Source organism: Gracilibacillus caseinilyticus (assembly GCF_022919115.1).
In the GTDB taxonomy this organism is placed as follows: Bacteria; Bacillota; Bacilli; order Bacillales; family Amphibacillaceae; genus Gracilibacillus; species Gracilibacillus caseinilyticus.
This window is the reverse complement of the sequence record NZ_CP095072.1, coordinates 557,979-574,044: the sequence shown is the minus strand read 5'-3', so window position 1 is coordinate 574,044 and position 16,066 is coordinate 557,979. Positions and strand designations below refer to the sequence as shown.

The following is a 16,066-nucleotide window of genomic DNA, read 5'->3' as shown; positions in this document are numbered from 1 at the left end:
CAACGCTTGAATAAGTAAGATTCAAGCGTTTAGTTTGTCTACAAATGCATATAAGTATTCTATATTGGTTATATTTTTGTTACATATGTCAGGGTCCTTACAAATGTAATTTCCTTTTTTAGAATACATTCCACGCATTTGTCCTTTCTTCTTGACGGTAAATAAGGATACTTCCTCGAGGCCGTTACAAATCGAGCAGACACCCTTTTGCTGTGATAATTCCTGATATCCTTCGATACCGGTAAATTTCCCTTCCTTTGGTATCAGCATGCAAGTCTTTCCTGATCCTTTATCTACCCAACGCCAATATACCATTTCCTTACGGTCAAGCTGATCGATATCTGGAGTGTGCAGTTTCTTTATTTTAGGGAATGCTTTTTCCAGTTGCTTGTCACTAACAAGAGGAAATGGAATCACATGTTGCTTCAATTGCTGTAAAAAACGTTGCATATCTTCTTGATCTTGAATAGCAGATAAGTTTGCGAGAAGTTGTTTTTGTTCTGGTGACGCCAATCGAACCGTGCGCTCTATTTCTTCTTGCGCCATCTCCTGAACGGCCTGGATCACATCTTGATCAATCGAGATCGCATGAGCAGATACAGATCGATAGAGTTGTTGTTCGATATGATGATATTGATCTGGATATAGAAAACTTTCCAAAGTCAATCCCTCCTTCAACAATTAATAGTATAACAAAAAGGAAGCAAAAAAATATGGCAAGAATGATGTACACTCATTCTTGCCATGTTGCTTACATTTTTTTATATACAATTTTTTTAATGGTCTCTACTGATAAGCAATAGCATTCCGATAAATGCATCAAGGATTTTCCACGCGTAAAGTCCATTCGAATTTGTTTATTTCGCTGTTCATAATAGGCACGGTTTCCTGAACGTGATCCCCATTTGTGTCGTTGATCTTTCATAGGAATATATAATGTTTCTCCTTGAATATATACCTGTATTGCTTGTAATAATTCATCAGGTAACAGTTCCTGCGCTTTTGTTCTCATTTTCAGCCAGCTCCTTAGATATAGTGTCGCTAAGGGCAAAACTGGCGTAAGTAAGGCGATTGAACCTTACCCATACAAAGTATCGCCTTAATTGTCCAGCTTTGCATGGGTTGGCAGGAATCCAGGCAACATACACGTTATTGCCATTTCGTAACACCTCCACTCATTATAATTATACCCGACTGGAGGCCCTTTTGCGTACCTTTTTTCAAAAAAATTTACAATACATTTTCTTGACATCTACCTGACATATTCGCCGTGTAAGATGATGAATGTACCAGGAAGGAGGGCGACAACATGCCAATTCATACATCATTTAATCCGATGGGAAGACAAGAATTAAAGCATGCTATAGCGGTGGCAGAATACCAAGTACTAAGATTGAAATTAACACATTTCATGAGGAGAGATCCGAATGCTGGAGCAGACGGAAAATATATGATTCGCTCCACTTATTTCGATAATTTTGATAATAAAGTATTAAATGAGAAAAAAGAGGGCTATTTAAATCGAGATAAATACCGTATAAGAATTTATGGGAAAAGCGATCATATTGTCAATTTAGAAAGAAAGAGTAAGAGAAACAATCTTACGTATAAATCCAAATGTGAAATTAGCAGACAAGAATATGAAAAAATGTGTAAAGGTGAAATTGCTTGGATGGAGGAAGATGAAAGACCTTTAATCCGGGACTTATATTTCGAAATGCACTATCGTCAGCTGAAACCAATGTCGGTGGTCGACTATATCAGAGAACCTTATATTTATCCTTTCGGTAATGTGCGCGTGACCTTTGATTTAAAGGTACAGACAAGCATGCACAATACGAACATGTTCCGAACTGATTTACCAATGGTCGATGTATTAGAACCTGACACAGTCATTTTAGAGGTGAAATATGATGAATATTTACCTGATGTCATTAAACATTTGCTTCAATTGTCAGATACAAGACAAGAAGCATATTCCAAATATCAATTAAGCAGAATGTATAGCTAAAGAATAGGAGAGAAAAAAATGATTTTCACAACAGCAACAGCAACTGCAACATCAGCCACTACATCTACAACAACGAATTTTTCCGATATATTTAAATCGAGCTTTTTAGAAAACACGGCATCCTTTTCGATCGTCGATTTGTTACTGGGAATGGGTATTTCCTTCTTAGTCGGATTGTTTATTTACTTCGTCTATAAGAAAACATTTAAGGGTGTCATTTATTCGCACTCATTCAACATTTCATTAGTAGTCATGACGATGGCAACTTCTCTGGTAATCATGGGAATCAGCCAGAACGTACTATTATCACTAGGTATGGTCGGTGCATTGTCTATCGTTCGTTTCCGTACACCGATTAAAGACCCGATGGATTTAGTATTTTTATTCTGGTCCGTTATTGCCGGTATTCTAAGCGGCGCAGGATTCATTTTGTTGGCAGTTATTGGCTCCGTGTTAATTGGTGTGGTTATCGCACTATTCTCTAATAAAATCAAAGTAGAAAATCCGTATTTATTAGTAGTCAAGTTCAATCAGAATGCAGTAGGAAAAACAGTAGAGCAAGTAATTGGAAGTCATGTTAAGAAATATGTACTTAAATCTAAATCTGTTATGCAAGACAATGAAGTGGAAGTAACATACGAGATTCGTGTGAAAGAAAATGATTCAGAGATTACATCTAGTATTTCTGAGATAAATGGGGTTCGTTCAGCTGTAATGCTAAGCTATGATGGCAATTTCACAGCATAAAGAAGGAGGATAAGTATGGGTATCAATAAAAGAAAACTTGTATTTCCATTGATCCTGACACTCGTATTCGTTATTGCTGGATGCAGTAACGAATCGAATAAAACAGAAATTGTAGAATCGGCCGAAACGACGGTTGATTATGATACAGAAGACGTATATGCAGATTGGTCTGAATCAGATGCTACATTCATTGAATTCAGTGATCAAAGTGCATTTGTTGAGGATGACAATAGTGGTGTTGTGGTGAGTGACAACACCGTCAACATCCATACTAGTGGAACTTATGTATTAGAAGGGGATGCTAGTGACAGTCAGTTGATTGTGGATGCGGAGGATCAAGGGACAGTAAGAATTATATTGAACGGTGTGTCCTTAACATCGACAACGACTGCGCCAATTTTTGTGAAACAAGCAGACAAAACAGTGTTTTCTGTTGAAGACGGAACAGAGAACACGTTAACGGACGCATCCGAATATGTGTATGAAGATGAGGATTCAGATGAGCCTAAGGCAGCGATCTACAGTAAGGATGACCTAACCATTAATGGTACAGGTCAACTAACGGTAAATGGTAATTTTAATGATGGTATCACCGGTAATGATGATCTCAAAGTGATTGGAGCAGCGATCCATATTACAGCTGTCGATGATGGTATTGTAGGTAGAGATCTCTTTGCGATGAAAGACGCGTCAATTACAGTGGATGCTGGCGGTGATGGTGTGAAGTCATCGAATGATGAAGGTGCAGACAAAGCAAACATCGTATTAGAAAGTGGTAAACTAACTGTCGATGCAGAGGGAGATGGTATAGCTTCTGAAAATACCGTAACTGTATTAGATGGTGAATATAATATTGTCGCTGGTGGAGGAAGTCCAGAAACGATTGAAGCGACTGAAGAATTTGGCGGTGGAATGGGTGGCCAAGGCGGTATGCAAGGCCAAATGCCAAGTGGTGAAGGAGTTACAGGAGAAACACTAACACCTCCGGAAGGTGCTCAAGAAGGTGAGGTGCCGCAGTTTGAAGAAGGACAAGCACCATCTGATAACGGCCAAGTGGCACCACCTGAGCAAGCAACAAATACTGAATCACAACAAAGTGGAGATTCACAGACACAGACGCAGGATTCCGCACAACAAACGCCAGAACAAGCTCAGAATACCGAAGAACAACAACAAGGAACCAATGCGGAAAGTACAGAAAGCACAGAATCTGAAGAAGACATACCGAGTACAAAAGGGATAAAAGCTGTCAATAGCGTAATGATTGCTGGTGGTACGATTTCGATTGATTCGAATGATGATGCCCTTCACAGTGATAAAGAGTTGACCATTATTAATGGAGATATCTCAATCAATACAGGTGATGATGCAGTGCATGCGGATGAATCATTAGCTATTAATGGCGGAAATGTCCAAGTTGACAAAAGTTATGAAGGTATTGAATCGCAGGATATTATCATTTCAGATGGTACCATTCATCTGACAACAGCCGATGATGGCTTTAATGTAAATGGTGGAACAGATGAAATGGGTATGTTTGGAAAAAATCAAGGTCAAACTACAGAGCAGACCACGGATACCGAGCAAACCGATGAAACAGAGGAAGAAGGACAATTATTGATTGAAGGTGGCTACATTTATGTCAATGCAGATGGAGATGGTCTTGATTCCAACACTTCTGCAACAATGACGGGCGGTACCGTACTCGTTTATGGTCCGACAAATTCTGGTAATGGTGCATTAGATTATAACTCTGCCTTTACAGTAGAAGGTGGAACGCTAATTGCAACAGGAAGCAGTGGTATGGCTCAAGGTGTGTCAGAAGACTCTCCACAGAACAGCATCTTAATGACATTCCCTGAAATGTTGGAAGCCAATACAACGGTATATGTGACAGACAGTAATGGTGATGTTGTCACAGCGGTCACTCCTGAAAAACAGTTCCAAACAGTAGTGATCAGTTCACCAGACCTCAAGCAAGATGAAGCTTATACCATCTATACCGGTGGGGAGTTAACAGGTGACGTAACAGATGGTTATGCGGAAGAGGCAACGGCTGAAGGTGGAACCAAAATCGTTGAATTCACCTTAAACAGTGCGATGATGTATTTAAATGAATCTGGTGAAACAGAACAGACTGGTGAAATGTTTGGACCTGGAGGTGGACAAGGTCAGGGTCAAGGCAAAGAATGGGGACAAAATCAGAATGGAACACAAGGAACACAGCAACAGCAGGAACAGAGTGAATCGACACAATAACCTTCTAAAGGGGTTCCATCAGTCAGAGCTATCTCACTACGGGTGGGATAGCTCTCATTTCTTGTTACAAACAGATAGATGGAATGTGATATGATAAAGGAAAGATCTAGAAAAAAGCGGAGTTGAGTACGCATGAGTAAAATTCTAATTGTCGAAGATGAACTAGCGATAAGTAAAGTGCTCAATGCTTATTTGCAGAAGGTTGATTTTCAAACAAAAATAGTAATGGATGGCTCAGTAGCAATGGATGAATTTGATAGTTGGCGGCCAGATTTAGTGCTTCTCGATGTGATGCTTCCTGGTAAGGATGGCTGGCAAATATTAAACGAAATCAGGGAAATTAGCAAATGCCCTGTCATCATGTTAACAGCACTTGGTGATGTCAATTACCGATTAGACGGTCTGAACGGAGGGGCTGATGACTATATTGCCAAGCCGTTTATCGGCGATGAAGTCATTGCCAGAGTGAAAGCTGTATTACGACGGACAGATGGTGAAACATCTTCTATTAAAAAATTCGGTCATTTGCATATCGATCATGAAGCACACCGAATTTTACTTCATGACAAGGAAGTGGAGTTGACACCACGGGATCTTGCCTTATTTTTATTTTTATCTGGAAATCCGAACAAAACCTTTACACGAGATCAATTGATTGAACAAGTATGGGGATGGGATTATGAAGGCAGTGATCGTGCCGTCGATTTGTCGATCAAACGAATTAGGAAATTGTTACAGGATTGGTCAACAGCAGAAGGAGAAATCAAAACATTAAGAGGGGTAGGTTATCAATTCAGTGTTTACCAAACATAAGAAAGTATCACTTCAGCGTTACTGGACAACACGTTACCTGGTCACACTTGTGATTGGTCTTGCTGTTATTGCGATTATTTCGGCGATGTGGATTCGTCATACAACATTAGATAACCGGTTAAATATAATGGAATTTATGGCAGAAGAAACAGCAAGCCGAATTGCGAATATGAGCGATAGTGGCACGCTGCCTCCGGAATTTGAAATGCATCGTCTGCTCGATGATCCTGGTCGATTTATGAACATTGAGAGTAACCCTACTATATACGTAACAGATAATGATGGTGGGATTGAAAACAGCAATTTACCACCAAACTCCAACGGTCAGACGATTAGTCAGTCCATCATAGATGATGAAGAAACGATTCAGCTGATTTCTTCTGATAGTGAAGATCTTGGCGATGTATATATTGTAAAAAAACCAATTGAGAGAGATGAATCACAGATTGGCTGGGTCATTTACGTGGAGACAAAATCGAATTTGTCACAAGTAAATCAGGAATACGGTCAATTAACCATTATGATTATCAGCCTGTTATTATTGGGCTGGGGGGCTATCTATTTCTTGTCAGGCAGATTATCCAAACCGATCAAAGAAGTGGCAAAAGCTGCAAAACAGGTTGAAAATGGCAATTATCAAGTACATTTTTCTAATCAGGCAAAAGAAGAAGAAATAGCTGACCTGATTCAATCATTCCAAGAAATGACCCAGAAGCTAGAGCATTTAGAAGCACTTCGAACAGAATTATTAGCTGGTGTATCGCATGAATTAAAAACGCCGGTTACGTCGATAAGTGGTTTGCTGCGGGCAATTGATGATGGGGTAGTGGATGAGCAAGAAGCGAAAGAGTTTTTGAAAATGTCAATTAAAGAAACGGATAAAATGAAAACAATGGTAGAGGATTTGCTGGCATTTAATAAATTCGCTGCTAATGCTGTACCAGTAACATTGGAAACGTATTTAATCAATGATATAGTGAAAGATGCATTGGATTTGTGGACGAAGACGCAAAAGTCAGAGAGTCTTACAGTTGAAACAGAATGGTTGGCAGATGATTGGATGGTGGAAGCTGATCCGGTCCGTGTGCAACAGATTTTAACTAACTTATTGAATAATGCATCACAAGCGATGGTGGCAACAGGAACTATTAAAGTGAAGCTTCATATTGAGGAGAATAAAGTGCTGATCGATGTAACAGATAGTGGTGTAGGTATTCAAAGTGAAGAACAGTCCTATATATTTGAGCGATTCTATAGAGGTACTAACAAAAAATTTAAAGTCGGTGGATTGGGACTTGGATTACCTTTTAGTAAAATGATCGCAAACGTATTGAATGGTGATCTGCAGCTTGTTGAGAGTAATAATACAAGTACAACGTTTCGAATGATATTACCGGTTTCAAAGCAGGACCCAGCTAATTAATTGGTTAGCTGGGTTTTACTTTTGTAAATTAGTATGATAATATGAACATGTTCATGAAAAGAACTTGTTCATTAATTGATGCTTAGATCAGGTATGTAAAGGGAGTGAAGGGATGGTTGACAATCGGAAAGAAATCCAACGTGCTCGTATGTGGCGTTATTTCTTAGATGCTGCAACAGAAGTAATTGAAGAAGACGGAATTGACCATTTCACGATTCGGAAAATTGCTAATAAGGCCGGTTTTACTAGTTCAACTGCTTACAATTATTTTAAAGACTTATCACATTTAAAGTTTTTTGCTGCAATGCGATTCATGTCTGATTATTTAGAAGAACTTCCAACCTATTTAGACAAAGGCAATAATACGGTAGAGAAGTGGCTGTTTAGTTGGGAATGTTTCTGTAAGCATTCATTTGCTCAACCAAAAATTTACTCCGTAATCTTTATGGATAATTTAGGTTCTATACCAGAGGAATTATTAGAGCATTATTATCAAATTTATCAAAATGATTTGATTGGCTTGCAAGATGAAGTGAAAGATATCATCATGGAGCATAATTTTGCTAAGCGGAGTGCACTTTTTATTCAGCCAGCAGTGGAAGAGAAATTTATTGAAGAGGACGATATTGAAATGATTTCAGATATGACTTTATTAATTTGGAAAGGTATGATGAATACTATTATTAATAAACGTCGAAATTATTCTCAAGAAGAAGCAATGCAAATGACACTGTACTACGTCTATGAAAGTGTTATGAAAGTGATAAAACCAGAGAAGCGCAACGAAATCAATGTGTCCTATAGCAAAATTGATACATGATTATTTTTTTGCTCATTAGATGAACATGTTCATCTAATGAATTTGATCATGCAAGTTTTGAAAGGAGAGCTTATGTGATACAACTAAATCGAATTCATAAAGTTTATGATGATGGGTTTCAAGCTTTAAAAGACATTAACCTGACTTTTGAAGAGGGAAAAATCAACGTATTGATCGGCCCAAGCGGTTGTGGAAAAACTACGACAATGAAATTATTAAATCGGCTGACAGATTACACGGATGGTCAAATATTAATAGATGGAAAGGATATTAAGCAAATTAATCCGATAGAACTGCGCCGTCAAATGGGCTATGTCATTCAAAACATTGGCTTATTTCCGCATATGACGATCTATGACAATGTGGCAACAGTGCCAAAGCTTTTAAAATGGGATAAGCAAAAGATCAAGCAAAAAGTCGATGATTTACTAAGGATGGTTAATTTAGAACCTGAAGTTTATCGTGATCGTTATCCTGCAGAGTTAAGTGGTGGACAGCAACAACGTATTGGTGTTATTAGAGCGTTAGCTGCAGAACCTTCCACGATTCTAATGGATGAGCCATTTAGTGCATTAGATCCAATCAGTCGTGAACAATTACAAGAAGAATTAGTTCGTTTGCAAAAAGAAATTAATAAAACAATCATTTTTGTTACACACGATATGGATGAAGCGATTAAGATAGCTGATCAAATTATTATAATGAAAAGCGGACATGTCGTACAAAAGGGATCACCACAAGAAATTTTGTCGAATCCTGCTAATGATTTCGTAGAAGAATTTATTGGTGCAGAACGACTGGGAAGTGCGTTACCTTCTATTGAACAGTTAATGACCAAACAGTATTTTACCGTTAATCAAACGGATTCATTAAAGGAAGCGATCGATCAAATGATGAAGCAGTATTTGACAGAAGTTGCTGTTATTAATGAAGACCAGCAATATGTTGGGATGCTCGGTCTATTTTCTGCAATCAATCAGCAGGATAAAACGATTAACGAACTGCTTGATTCTAATCGCCAATCAATTGTTGATAGAACGGGTAGTGAACAACTGATCGCGGATAACCTTTTTGAAAAATATGAGACATTAGCTGTTGTTTCAAAAGACAATAAATTGATAGGCGTTATCGAACGTGAGCAATTGCTACACACATTACAAAGCTTCTATCAATTGAAGTGTGGTGGACAATAGTGGAATTCATTACAGAGTACATCGAGTTTTGGCAGGAAAAGTATGCGTCTGTTTTTACTTACACGATTGAGCATTTAGTGATTGCTTTTGTGGTAATGGTGCTGTCGATTGTTGTTACGATTCCATTAGCAATTTATATGACAAAAATGCAAAATGAAAAAGTGAAATCAGTTATCTTCAATATCGCTAACGTTTTCCAAACGATTCCGACTGTAGCATTATTAGCGATTATGATACCACTACTTGGCATTGGCTTTAAACCAGCGGTAGCGGCATTGTTTTTATATTCATTATTGCCGTTATTACGCAATACGTATACCGGAATTAAATCAATAGATCCCAGTATATCAGAAGCTGCAAAGGGGATGGGTTTTAGTACTTTTGGCCGCTTGTTTAAAGTTGAATTACCCGCAGCAATGCCGTATGTAATGTCCGGTATTCGAGTGACAACTGTCTATATCATTAGCTGGACCACACTTGCTGCTTTAATAGGAGCAGGTGGCTTAGGTGACTTAATTTTAGCTGGTATTGGCTATAACGACACGAATATGATTCTTACCGGAACAATTCTAGCAATAGTGATCGCGTTATTACTTGATTTAGTTTTCAATAAATTCGAGAAAAAATATACAAAAGCTTGAAGGAGAGACACAAGATGAGAAAAGTATTTGTAGCAAGTATTTTAACTGCTTTATTATTGGTTATCACCGCATGTGGAAATAACACTTCTGCAGATGGCGGACAAGTGTTTGAATATGGGGCACAAAAAAACACAGATCCAAAAATCATGGGTCAAATTGTAAAGCTTCTAGTTGAAGACCAAACAGATCATGAAGTAAATATTACAGAAGATATCCCGGCAAGTCCACAAATTATGAGTGCGATTGATAAAGAAGATTTTGACATTGCCACACTATATTCTGGTGAAGTATACAACAATCATTTTGATGAAGATCAGGTAGAGTATACGACAGATCCAGCAAAAACTTTGGAGCAAGCACAGAATCTGTTCGGTGAAAAATATGATATGAAATGGTATGACTCGATTGGATTTAGTAATCAATACAGCATCGCAATTAAACAAGCTTTCGCAGAAGAAAATGGCATTACAACTATGTCTGATTTAGGTGAGGTTGCGGGTCAAGTAACTCTTGCAACAGATAATTCGTGGATTGAACGAGAAAATGATGGCTATGAGGGATACCAAAAAGCATATGGATACGAATTTGCAGATGCAAGAGGTATGGATGTTGCCCTTATGTACAAAGCAATTGAAAATGGGGACGTAGAAGCTGTTACAGCCTATACAGTTGATCCGCAAATTCTTGAATATGATTTAAAGCTTTTAGAAGATGACCAAAACTTCTTTCCTCCATATGATGCATCCTTAGTTGCACGTAATGCGGTAATCGATGAGTATCCAGAGGTAGCAGAAGTTTTAGATTCAATCGTTGGATTAATCAGTACAGAAGAGATGACAGAAATGATTCGTCTAGTAGATATGGAAGAACAGAGTACTGAGAAAGTAGCCAAAGGATTTTTACAAGAAAAAGGAATGCTTGAATAGGGAAAGGTGATAAAATGAGCTTTCTCCAAGAACTAAGTAAGTACATGCTTGAGAATAGTAGTTTACTCTTAGATTTGACGATAGAGCATATATTAATGGTTGTTTATGGCTTGGCATTAGCACTTGTCATAGGTATACCGTTAGGAATTATTGCAGCTCGCTATGAAAAGCTGGCACCGATTATTATCTCGTTAACTAATATTTTGCAATTGATTCCAAGCTTAGCAATGTTAGCTATATTGATGCTTTACTTTGGATTAGGATTTCAAACAATGGTAATTGGACTATTCCTTTATTCCTTGATGCCGATTGTTCGCAATACCTATGTGGGAATTAGAGAAGTCGATGACAGTATTTTAGAAGCAGGTAAAGGCTCTGGAATGACACCTTTACAATTGCTTGCCAAAGTTCAATTCCCGTTATCTGTTCCATTCCTGTTGGCAGGATTACGTGTCGCATCAGTAATTGCGATTGCAGTTGCATGTATTGGACCGTATATTGGAGCGGAAGGTTTAGGAAAAGAGATTATTTCGGGAATCAGTCTGCAATCTGATGTAAAAATCTATGCTGGTGCGATTCCTGCCACATTATTAGCAATTATTGCAGATTTAGCATTGGGCTTATTAGAAAAGAAAGCGAAGAAAAGAATGGCGTTAGCATAATAGATATAAGTGCTTGTTCAAGCATAGAAGGGTAAAAAGCGCAAAGAGAAGAAATTCCGCGATGGTTACCAGACTATTTGAACAGCCTCTAAGAAAGGTGGACAACATTGGTATTTAACATAAAAGACTCACAAGAACGTCGAGTGATAAAAGAATTCCCTCGACAAGTCAAAAAAATAGAAAACGTCTGGATTCCGATGTCTGATGGTGTCAAACTGGCTGCAACAATTTGGTTACCTGATGACGCTGTGGAAAAACCGGTACCTGCAATTTTAGAATATATTCCGTATCGTCAAAATGACTTCACGGCTATCCGTGATTCGGTTCGACACCCGTATTTTGCGGGGCATGGTTATGCAAGTATTCGTGTTGATATTCGAGGATCAGGAAATTCTGATGGCGTTTTAATGGACGAATATTTAAAACAAGAGCATGATGATGCGTTAGATGTGTTGGATTGGATTTGTGAACAAGACTGGTCAACTGGTGCTGTCGGTATGATCGGGAAGTCTTGGGGAGGATTTAACAGTTTACAAGTAGCGGCACGTCAGCATTCCGCATTAAAAACAATTATAACTCTGTGTTCGACAGATGACCGTTTTGCAGACGATGTCCATTATAAAGGTGGAAATGTGCTGGCATCTGATATGTTGTGGTGGGCATCCACTATGTTTGCTTACAATGCCAGACCCCAAGATCCAGCAGTCGTAGGAGAAGCATGGAAAGAGAACTGGCTCGATCGTTTAAAAAACACGCCACCTTTTGTGGAAGAATGGTTAAGCCACCAGCGTCGGGATGAGTATTGGAAACACGGTTCCATATGTGAAGATTTCTCTAAGGTAGATATTCCTGTTTTTGCAGTTAGTGGTTGGCAGGATGGTTACACCAATGCTGTATTTCGTTTGTTAGAACATTTACCGGAAGAAAGTAAAGGATTAGTCGGACCTTGGGCACATGAATATCCAGAAGTGGCTACACCAGAACCGAATATCGGCTTTCTACAGGAATGTCTGCGCTGGTGGGACCACTGGTTAAAAGGGATTGATACTGGCATAATGGATGAACCGAAGCTGATTTCGTGGATCCAGGATAGTGAATTGCCGCAAGTTACGTATGAAAAACGCCCCGGAAAATGGGTCGGAGATAATGAATGGCCATCGCCAAATGTACAAATGACGAAATGGTGGATCAATAACCAAACAATTGAGACAAATCTTAATGATCAAACAGGTGAAGTACTGATTCCAAGTGTACAAGAATATGGCTTCTACAATGGTGTTTTTTGTCCATTTGGTCAACCAGGTGACTTACCAGCAGATCAACGTCTCGAAAATGGCAAAGCCGTCGTTTTTACGTCTGCTCCATTAGTAGATGATATAGAATTATTAGGAAAGCCTGAATTTCATGCTGAACTATCTGTCGATCAACAAGATGCTTTAATCGTTGCCAAAATCAATGATAAAGCACCTTCCGGCGAATCAACGATGATTTCATGGGGCATGCTGAATCTCAACCATTTTGATTCTCAGGAATATCCTCAGCCATTGGAACCAAGGGAAAAATATCAAGTGAAGGTAGATTTAAATGTGTTAGGTCAACAAATTCCAGCAGGTCATTCCATTGAGTTAGTGTTGTCACCAACTTATTGGCCACAAGCTTGGCCTTCGCCAAAAACTGTGAATCTGACTGTCTATCAAAATGAAAATACGTATCTTGCTTTACCAGAGCGTACTCCACAACCAGAGGATAAGGATGTCGGCACACATTTCCAAGTACCCGAAACAGCAGAAGTCATTGAAAAAGAAATACTACGTAAGGAAAAGCGTACACGCGAAGTAAAGCATGACCTTATTAACGGCATTTGGAAATTGGAAGATTTCTCTGATGAAGGAGAACGTAAATTACTGACAAACGGAGTCGAGCACGGCAGTATTAATAAGAACACATTTATGATTAAAGAGAATGATCCCTTATCTGCAAAGGTAACATGTGAATGGGAATTAGTAGTAGGTCGTGACGATTGGCAAACAAAACTAGAAACATTTAGTGAAATGACGAGTGATCAAGACCATTTCTATCTAGTGAATAGACTAGTAGCTTTTGAAAATGACCAAGAATTTTTTCAAAAAGAATGGACTAAAACTATCAAAAGAGACTTTCAGTAATTGATGACAAATAACGAGCGGGGCTTCATAGCCTCGCTCGTTATTTGTCTCTAACATTATGAATCCAAGCCTTATCTTGATCCATCATTCTCTTCGCCGCATAAATCGTTAAGAATTGAATGAGGATGATGGGTAATCCCATTAAACCGGATACTACCTCAAGAGGTGCAAGTCCCCCAATTTGCATTAAAATCAAGGCAACAGTGGTAATAATGGCAGCTACGATAATTCGTAAGTTTCTTGATGGTTCCATTTTACTCATATCTCGCTTGCTTGTGTATGCTGCGATTGTATACGTGGTAGAATCTAATGTCGTTGTTAAGAAAATCATCGATACGATCACAAACACAATAATTGCAATGCTTCCCCAAGGCAAGGTCATCAGTATTTCCGGGATAACGGTCATCGACTCTTGATTTTGCACCATATCCAGCACTTTTACATCGCCACTAAGATAACGGTCGACACCAAGTCCGCCAAGAATGCCAGTCGCTATCCAGGATAGCATGGTAGGTGCCAATAGATAGGTGAGAATCATTTCTTTCACGGTACGCCCTTTTGATATTTTGGCAGCAAATATACTGTGAAGCATCGCCCATGTCGCACTATAGGCAAACCAGAAAACCATATGACTCTGCACGTGAGTGGCGGACCCCGTGTTTAACGAATCTGTATAAAAAGATAATTGTAAATAATTTTGCATCAGATGGCCAACTGAATCAGTGAAATAGTCTAAAATAAAAATACCCGGTCCTGCGATCAATATAAATACGCCAAGCGCAGCAGCTAAATACATATTAAACGTACTGAGTCGCTTAATCCCTTTTTCAATTCCTAAGTAGGCACTGACAGAGAAAAGTAATACCCAAATGATCGTAACAATCAAGGTTAATCCGAACGTAACTTCCATATCCAGTAATGCCGATACATTATACGTAATAATAGGTGTACCGAGGCCTAGTGTGACGGCTGCACCTGATAATATACTAACTAAAAATAAAATATCTAAGATTTTTCCACCAATACCATCCGTGAATTTATCACCGAAAATACACCGGCAAGCTTCTGATATACGCATCAATGGCCGCTTTTTGACATGAATGATGTAAGCCATTGCGGGTGCTGCCATAACGAAAATGGCGAAAACCTGAAAGCTCCACAAGAACATGCTATAAGCATTTCCCCATAACAAGGCATCCTGTGATTCAGGCGATGCACCAAATGGTGGATCCAAAGCCACCTGTGTCCACTGAATCATACCGGTCCGCATAATCGTAGACCCAACACCCATTGCAATCAATATTGACGCATATTCAAACATATTGAATTTTGGTTTTTCAGCTGGATTGCCGAGCACCACTTTTCCGTATTTAGAAAAGGATAAATATAACCCAGCTGCGACAAGAATCAATGCATACCAGACATATCCCCAACTAAATACTTCTACAATTTTATCAAATATACTATTTAACAGTTCTAGTGATTTGGATTCATACATTGAGAAAGGAATGCTGATTCCAATAATAATAAATAAGGAGGGAAGAAAAATCTTGTAATCAATTAGGCGTCCACTCCAACTGGAAGGTTGTTTCATGACATTCACTCTCCTGTTTCTATTTTTCTGTATACAATTGTCAGATACCACGTATGTTAATTATTAAACAACTAGTTTTCTTTCTTTAACAAAAGGGAAAAGGAGATAAACAAACAATAGAGAGGAACTAACTATGGCCACAACAATCACAGCAAAAATAGTAATTGGATTCATTGCACTGATCATCGTCATGCGGGTGATGGGAAAGAAGGAGTTAACACAGATTACTCCCGTCGATTTCGTCTATCTCCTCGTACTGGGAGGACTGCTGGAGAATGCTGTCTATAATAGCACTGTTACATTCTGGGAAGTGTTATATTCTCTGGCTCTCTGGTCTGTTCTCATTTATGTTCTGGAGCTCCTGGTACGACATTTTGAGTGGCTCCGTCCTGTCCTGAAAGGCGAACCGAACATTATCATAAAAGATGGCATCTTAAATATAAAGAATTTAAAGAAAAACAAACTCGAATCAGAACAGCTTCGTTCCATGCTTCGATTGCAAGGTATTTTCTCCATTACAGAAGTGAAATATGCCATTCTCGAACCAAGCGGAGACCTCAGCGTTATGCGCAAAGAATCCGCTGAGACAGTGACTGCCGAGATGATGAACATTCAACCGAAAGAAACATCACTCTCCCACCTGGTCGTCGATGAAGGAGCCATCCAGAAGCGAACGCTGGACTGGATTGGCAAAGATGAAGAGTGGCTTAGGACATTATTAAAAGAAAACGGCTATGACAATATTTCTGTTATCTATTATGCAGAATGGTCCGAAACAGACGGGTTAATGGTCGATAATTGCGACTAACGGT

At 38.9% G+C, this 16,066-nt stretch carries 15 protein-coding genes; 12 read left to right on the top strand and 3 right to left on the bottom strand.

Features of this window, described 5'->3' with window-relative positions; genetic code table 11:
- Window positions 1-21: 21 nt before the first annotated feature.
- Complete coding sequence (locus MUN88_RS02725) at window positions 22-660, bottom strand: FusB/FusC family EF-G-binding protein (protein ID WP_244720563.1); 639 nt, start codon at window positions 658-660, stop codon at window positions 22-24.
- 91 nt (window positions 661-751) lie between these two features.
- A complete protein-coding gene (locus MUN88_RS02720) occupies window positions 752-1,012 on the bottom strand; it encodes a CD3324 family protein (protein ID WP_244720560.1) in 261 nt (86 codons plus the stop codon).
- A gap of 297 nt (window positions 1,013-1,309) precedes the next feature.
- On the opposite strand from MUN88_RS02720, the gene MUN88_RS02715 reads away from it, so the two are divergent.
- From MUN88_RS02715 to MUN88_RS02665, 11 genes are all read left to right on the top strand, one after another.
- Window positions 1,310-2,011, top strand: a complete 702-nt coding sequence (locus MUN88_RS02715; RefSeq protein ID WP_244720558.1) for a polyphosphate polymerase domain-containing protein — start codon at window positions 1,310-1,312, stop codon at window positions 2,009-2,011.
- 18 nt (window positions 2,012-2,029) lie between these two features.
- Window positions 2,030-2,758 (top strand): DUF4956 domain-containing protein, encoded by a 729-nt coding sequence (locus MUN88_RS02710; protein ID WP_244720557.1) that lies wholly within the window; start codon window positions 2,030-2,032, stop codon window positions 2,756-2,758.
- 15 nt (window positions 2,759-2,773) lie between these two features.
- Window positions 2,774-5,017, top strand: a complete 2,244-nt coding sequence (locus tag MUN88_RS02705; RefSeq protein WP_244720555.1) for a carbohydrate-binding domain-containing protein — start codon at window positions 2,774-2,776, stop codon at window positions 5,015-5,017.
- A 132-nt stretch (window positions 5,018-5,149) separates the two neighbouring features.
- On the top strand, window positions 5,150-5,830 hold the full coding sequence (locus MUN88_RS02700; RefSeq protein WP_244720553.1) for a response regulator transcription factor: 681 nt from the start codon (window positions 5,150-5,152) through the stop codon (window positions 5,828-5,830).
- Window positions 5,814-7,253, top strand: a complete 1,440-nt coding sequence (locus tag MUN88_RS02695) for a HAMP domain-containing sensor histidine kinase (RefSeq protein ID WP_244720551.1) — start codon at window positions 5,814-5,816, stop codon at window positions 7,251-7,253. Before MUN88_RS02700 ends, MUN88_RS02695 begins: the two co-directional genes overlap by 17 nt.
- Window positions 7,254-7,365: 112 nt before the next feature.
- Entirely contained in the window at window positions 7,366-8,073 is a 708-nt protein-coding gene (locus tag MUN88_RS02690; RefSeq protein ID WP_244720549.1) for a TetR/AcrR family transcriptional regulator, read from the top strand.
- A gap of 74 nt (window positions 8,074-8,147) precedes the next feature.
- Complete coding sequence (locus tag MUN88_RS02685) at window positions 8,148-9,266, top strand: ABC transporter ATP-binding protein (RefSeq protein ID WP_244720547.1); 1,119 nt, start codon at window positions 8,148-8,150, stop codon at window positions 9,264-9,266.
- Entirely contained in the window at window positions 9,266-9,907 is a 642-nt protein-coding gene (locus MUN88_RS02680; RefSeq protein WP_244720545.1) for an ABC transporter permease, read from the top strand. The genes MUN88_RS02685 and MUN88_RS02680 overlap by 1 nt, the downstream gene beginning before the upstream one ends.
- Before the next feature lie 14 nt (window positions 9,908-9,921).
- Window positions 9,922-10,833, top strand: coding sequence for an ABC transporter substrate-binding protein (locus tag MUN88_RS02675; RefSeq protein ID WP_244720542.1), 912 nt, complete (start codon window positions 9,922-9,924; stop codon window positions 10,831-10,833).
- A 14-nt stretch (window positions 10,834-10,847) separates the two neighbouring features.
- Entirely contained in the window at window positions 10,848-11,495 is a 648-nt protein-coding gene (locus tag MUN88_RS02670; RefSeq protein WP_244720539.1) for an ABC transporter permease, read from the top strand.
- 107 nt (window positions 11,496-11,602) lie between these two features.
- The gene (locus MUN88_RS02665) at window positions 11,603-13,660 is read left to right on the top strand and encodes a CocE/NonD family hydrolase (RefSeq protein WP_244720536.1); all 2,058 of its coding nucleotides are present in this window, start codon (window positions 11,603-11,605) and stop codon (window positions 13,658-13,660) included.
- 40 nt (window positions 13,661-13,700) lie between these two features.
- Here the strand turns inward: MUN88_RS02665 and MUN88_RS02660 are convergent, their stop codons facing one another.
- Entirely contained in the window at window positions 13,701-15,254 is a 1,554-nt protein-coding gene (locus MUN88_RS02660) for a BCCT family transporter (protein ID WP_244720534.1), read from the bottom strand.
- Window positions 15,255-15,387: 133 nt separating this feature from the next.
- Between MUN88_RS02660 and MUN88_RS02655 the strand changes: the two genes are divergently transcribed.
- On the top strand, window positions 15,388-16,062 hold the full coding sequence (locus MUN88_RS02655; RefSeq protein ID WP_244720531.1) for a DUF421 domain-containing protein: 675 nt from the start codon (window positions 15,388-15,390) through the stop codon (window positions 16,060-16,062).
- Window positions 16,063-16,066 lie beyond the last annotated feature (4 nt).

What these genes read in the sequence shown, in the direction of transcription:
- MUN88_RS02705 (WP_244720555.1), top strand. Translation starts at nt 2,774, where the DNA reads ATGGGTATCAATAAAAGAAAACTTGTATTTCCATTGATCCTGACACTC.
- MUN88_RS02700 (WP_244720553.1), top strand. Translation starts at nt 5,150, where the DNA reads ATGAGTAAAATTCTAATTGTCGAAGATGAACTAGCGATAAGTAAAGTG.
- MUN88_RS02675 (WP_244720542.1), top strand. Translation starts at nt 9,922, where the DNA reads ATGAGAAAAGTATTTGTAGCAAGTATTTTAACTGCTTTATTATTGGTT.
- MUN88_RS02655 (WP_244720531.1), top strand. Translation starts at nt 15,388, where the DNA reads ATGGCCACAACAATCACAGCAAAAATAGTAATTGGATTCATTGCACTG.
- MUN88_RS02715 (WP_244720558.1), top strand. Translation starts at nt 1,310, where the DNA reads ATGCCAATTCATACATCATTTAATCCGATGGGAAGACAAGAATTAAAG.
- MUN88_RS02720 (WP_244720560.1), bottom strand. Translation starts at nt 1,012, where the DNA reads ATGAGAACAAAAGCGCAGGAACTGTTACCTGATGAATTATTACAAGCA.
- MUN88_RS02710 (WP_244720557.1), top strand. Translation starts at nt 2,030, where the DNA reads ATGATTTTCACAACAGCAACAGCAACTGCAACATCAGCCACTACATCT.
- MUN88_RS02660 (WP_244720534.1), bottom strand. Translation starts at nt 15,254, where the DNA reads ATGAAACAACCTTCCAGTTGGAGTGGACGCCTAATTGATTACAAGATT.
- MUN88_RS02670 (WP_244720539.1), top strand. Translation starts at nt 10,848, where the DNA reads ATGAGCTTTCTCCAAGAACTAAGTAAGTACATGCTTGAGAATAGTAGT.
- MUN88_RS02690 (WP_244720549.1), top strand. Translation starts at nt 7,366, where the DNA reads ATGGTTGACAATCGGAAAGAAATCCAACGTGCTCGTATGTGGCGTTAT.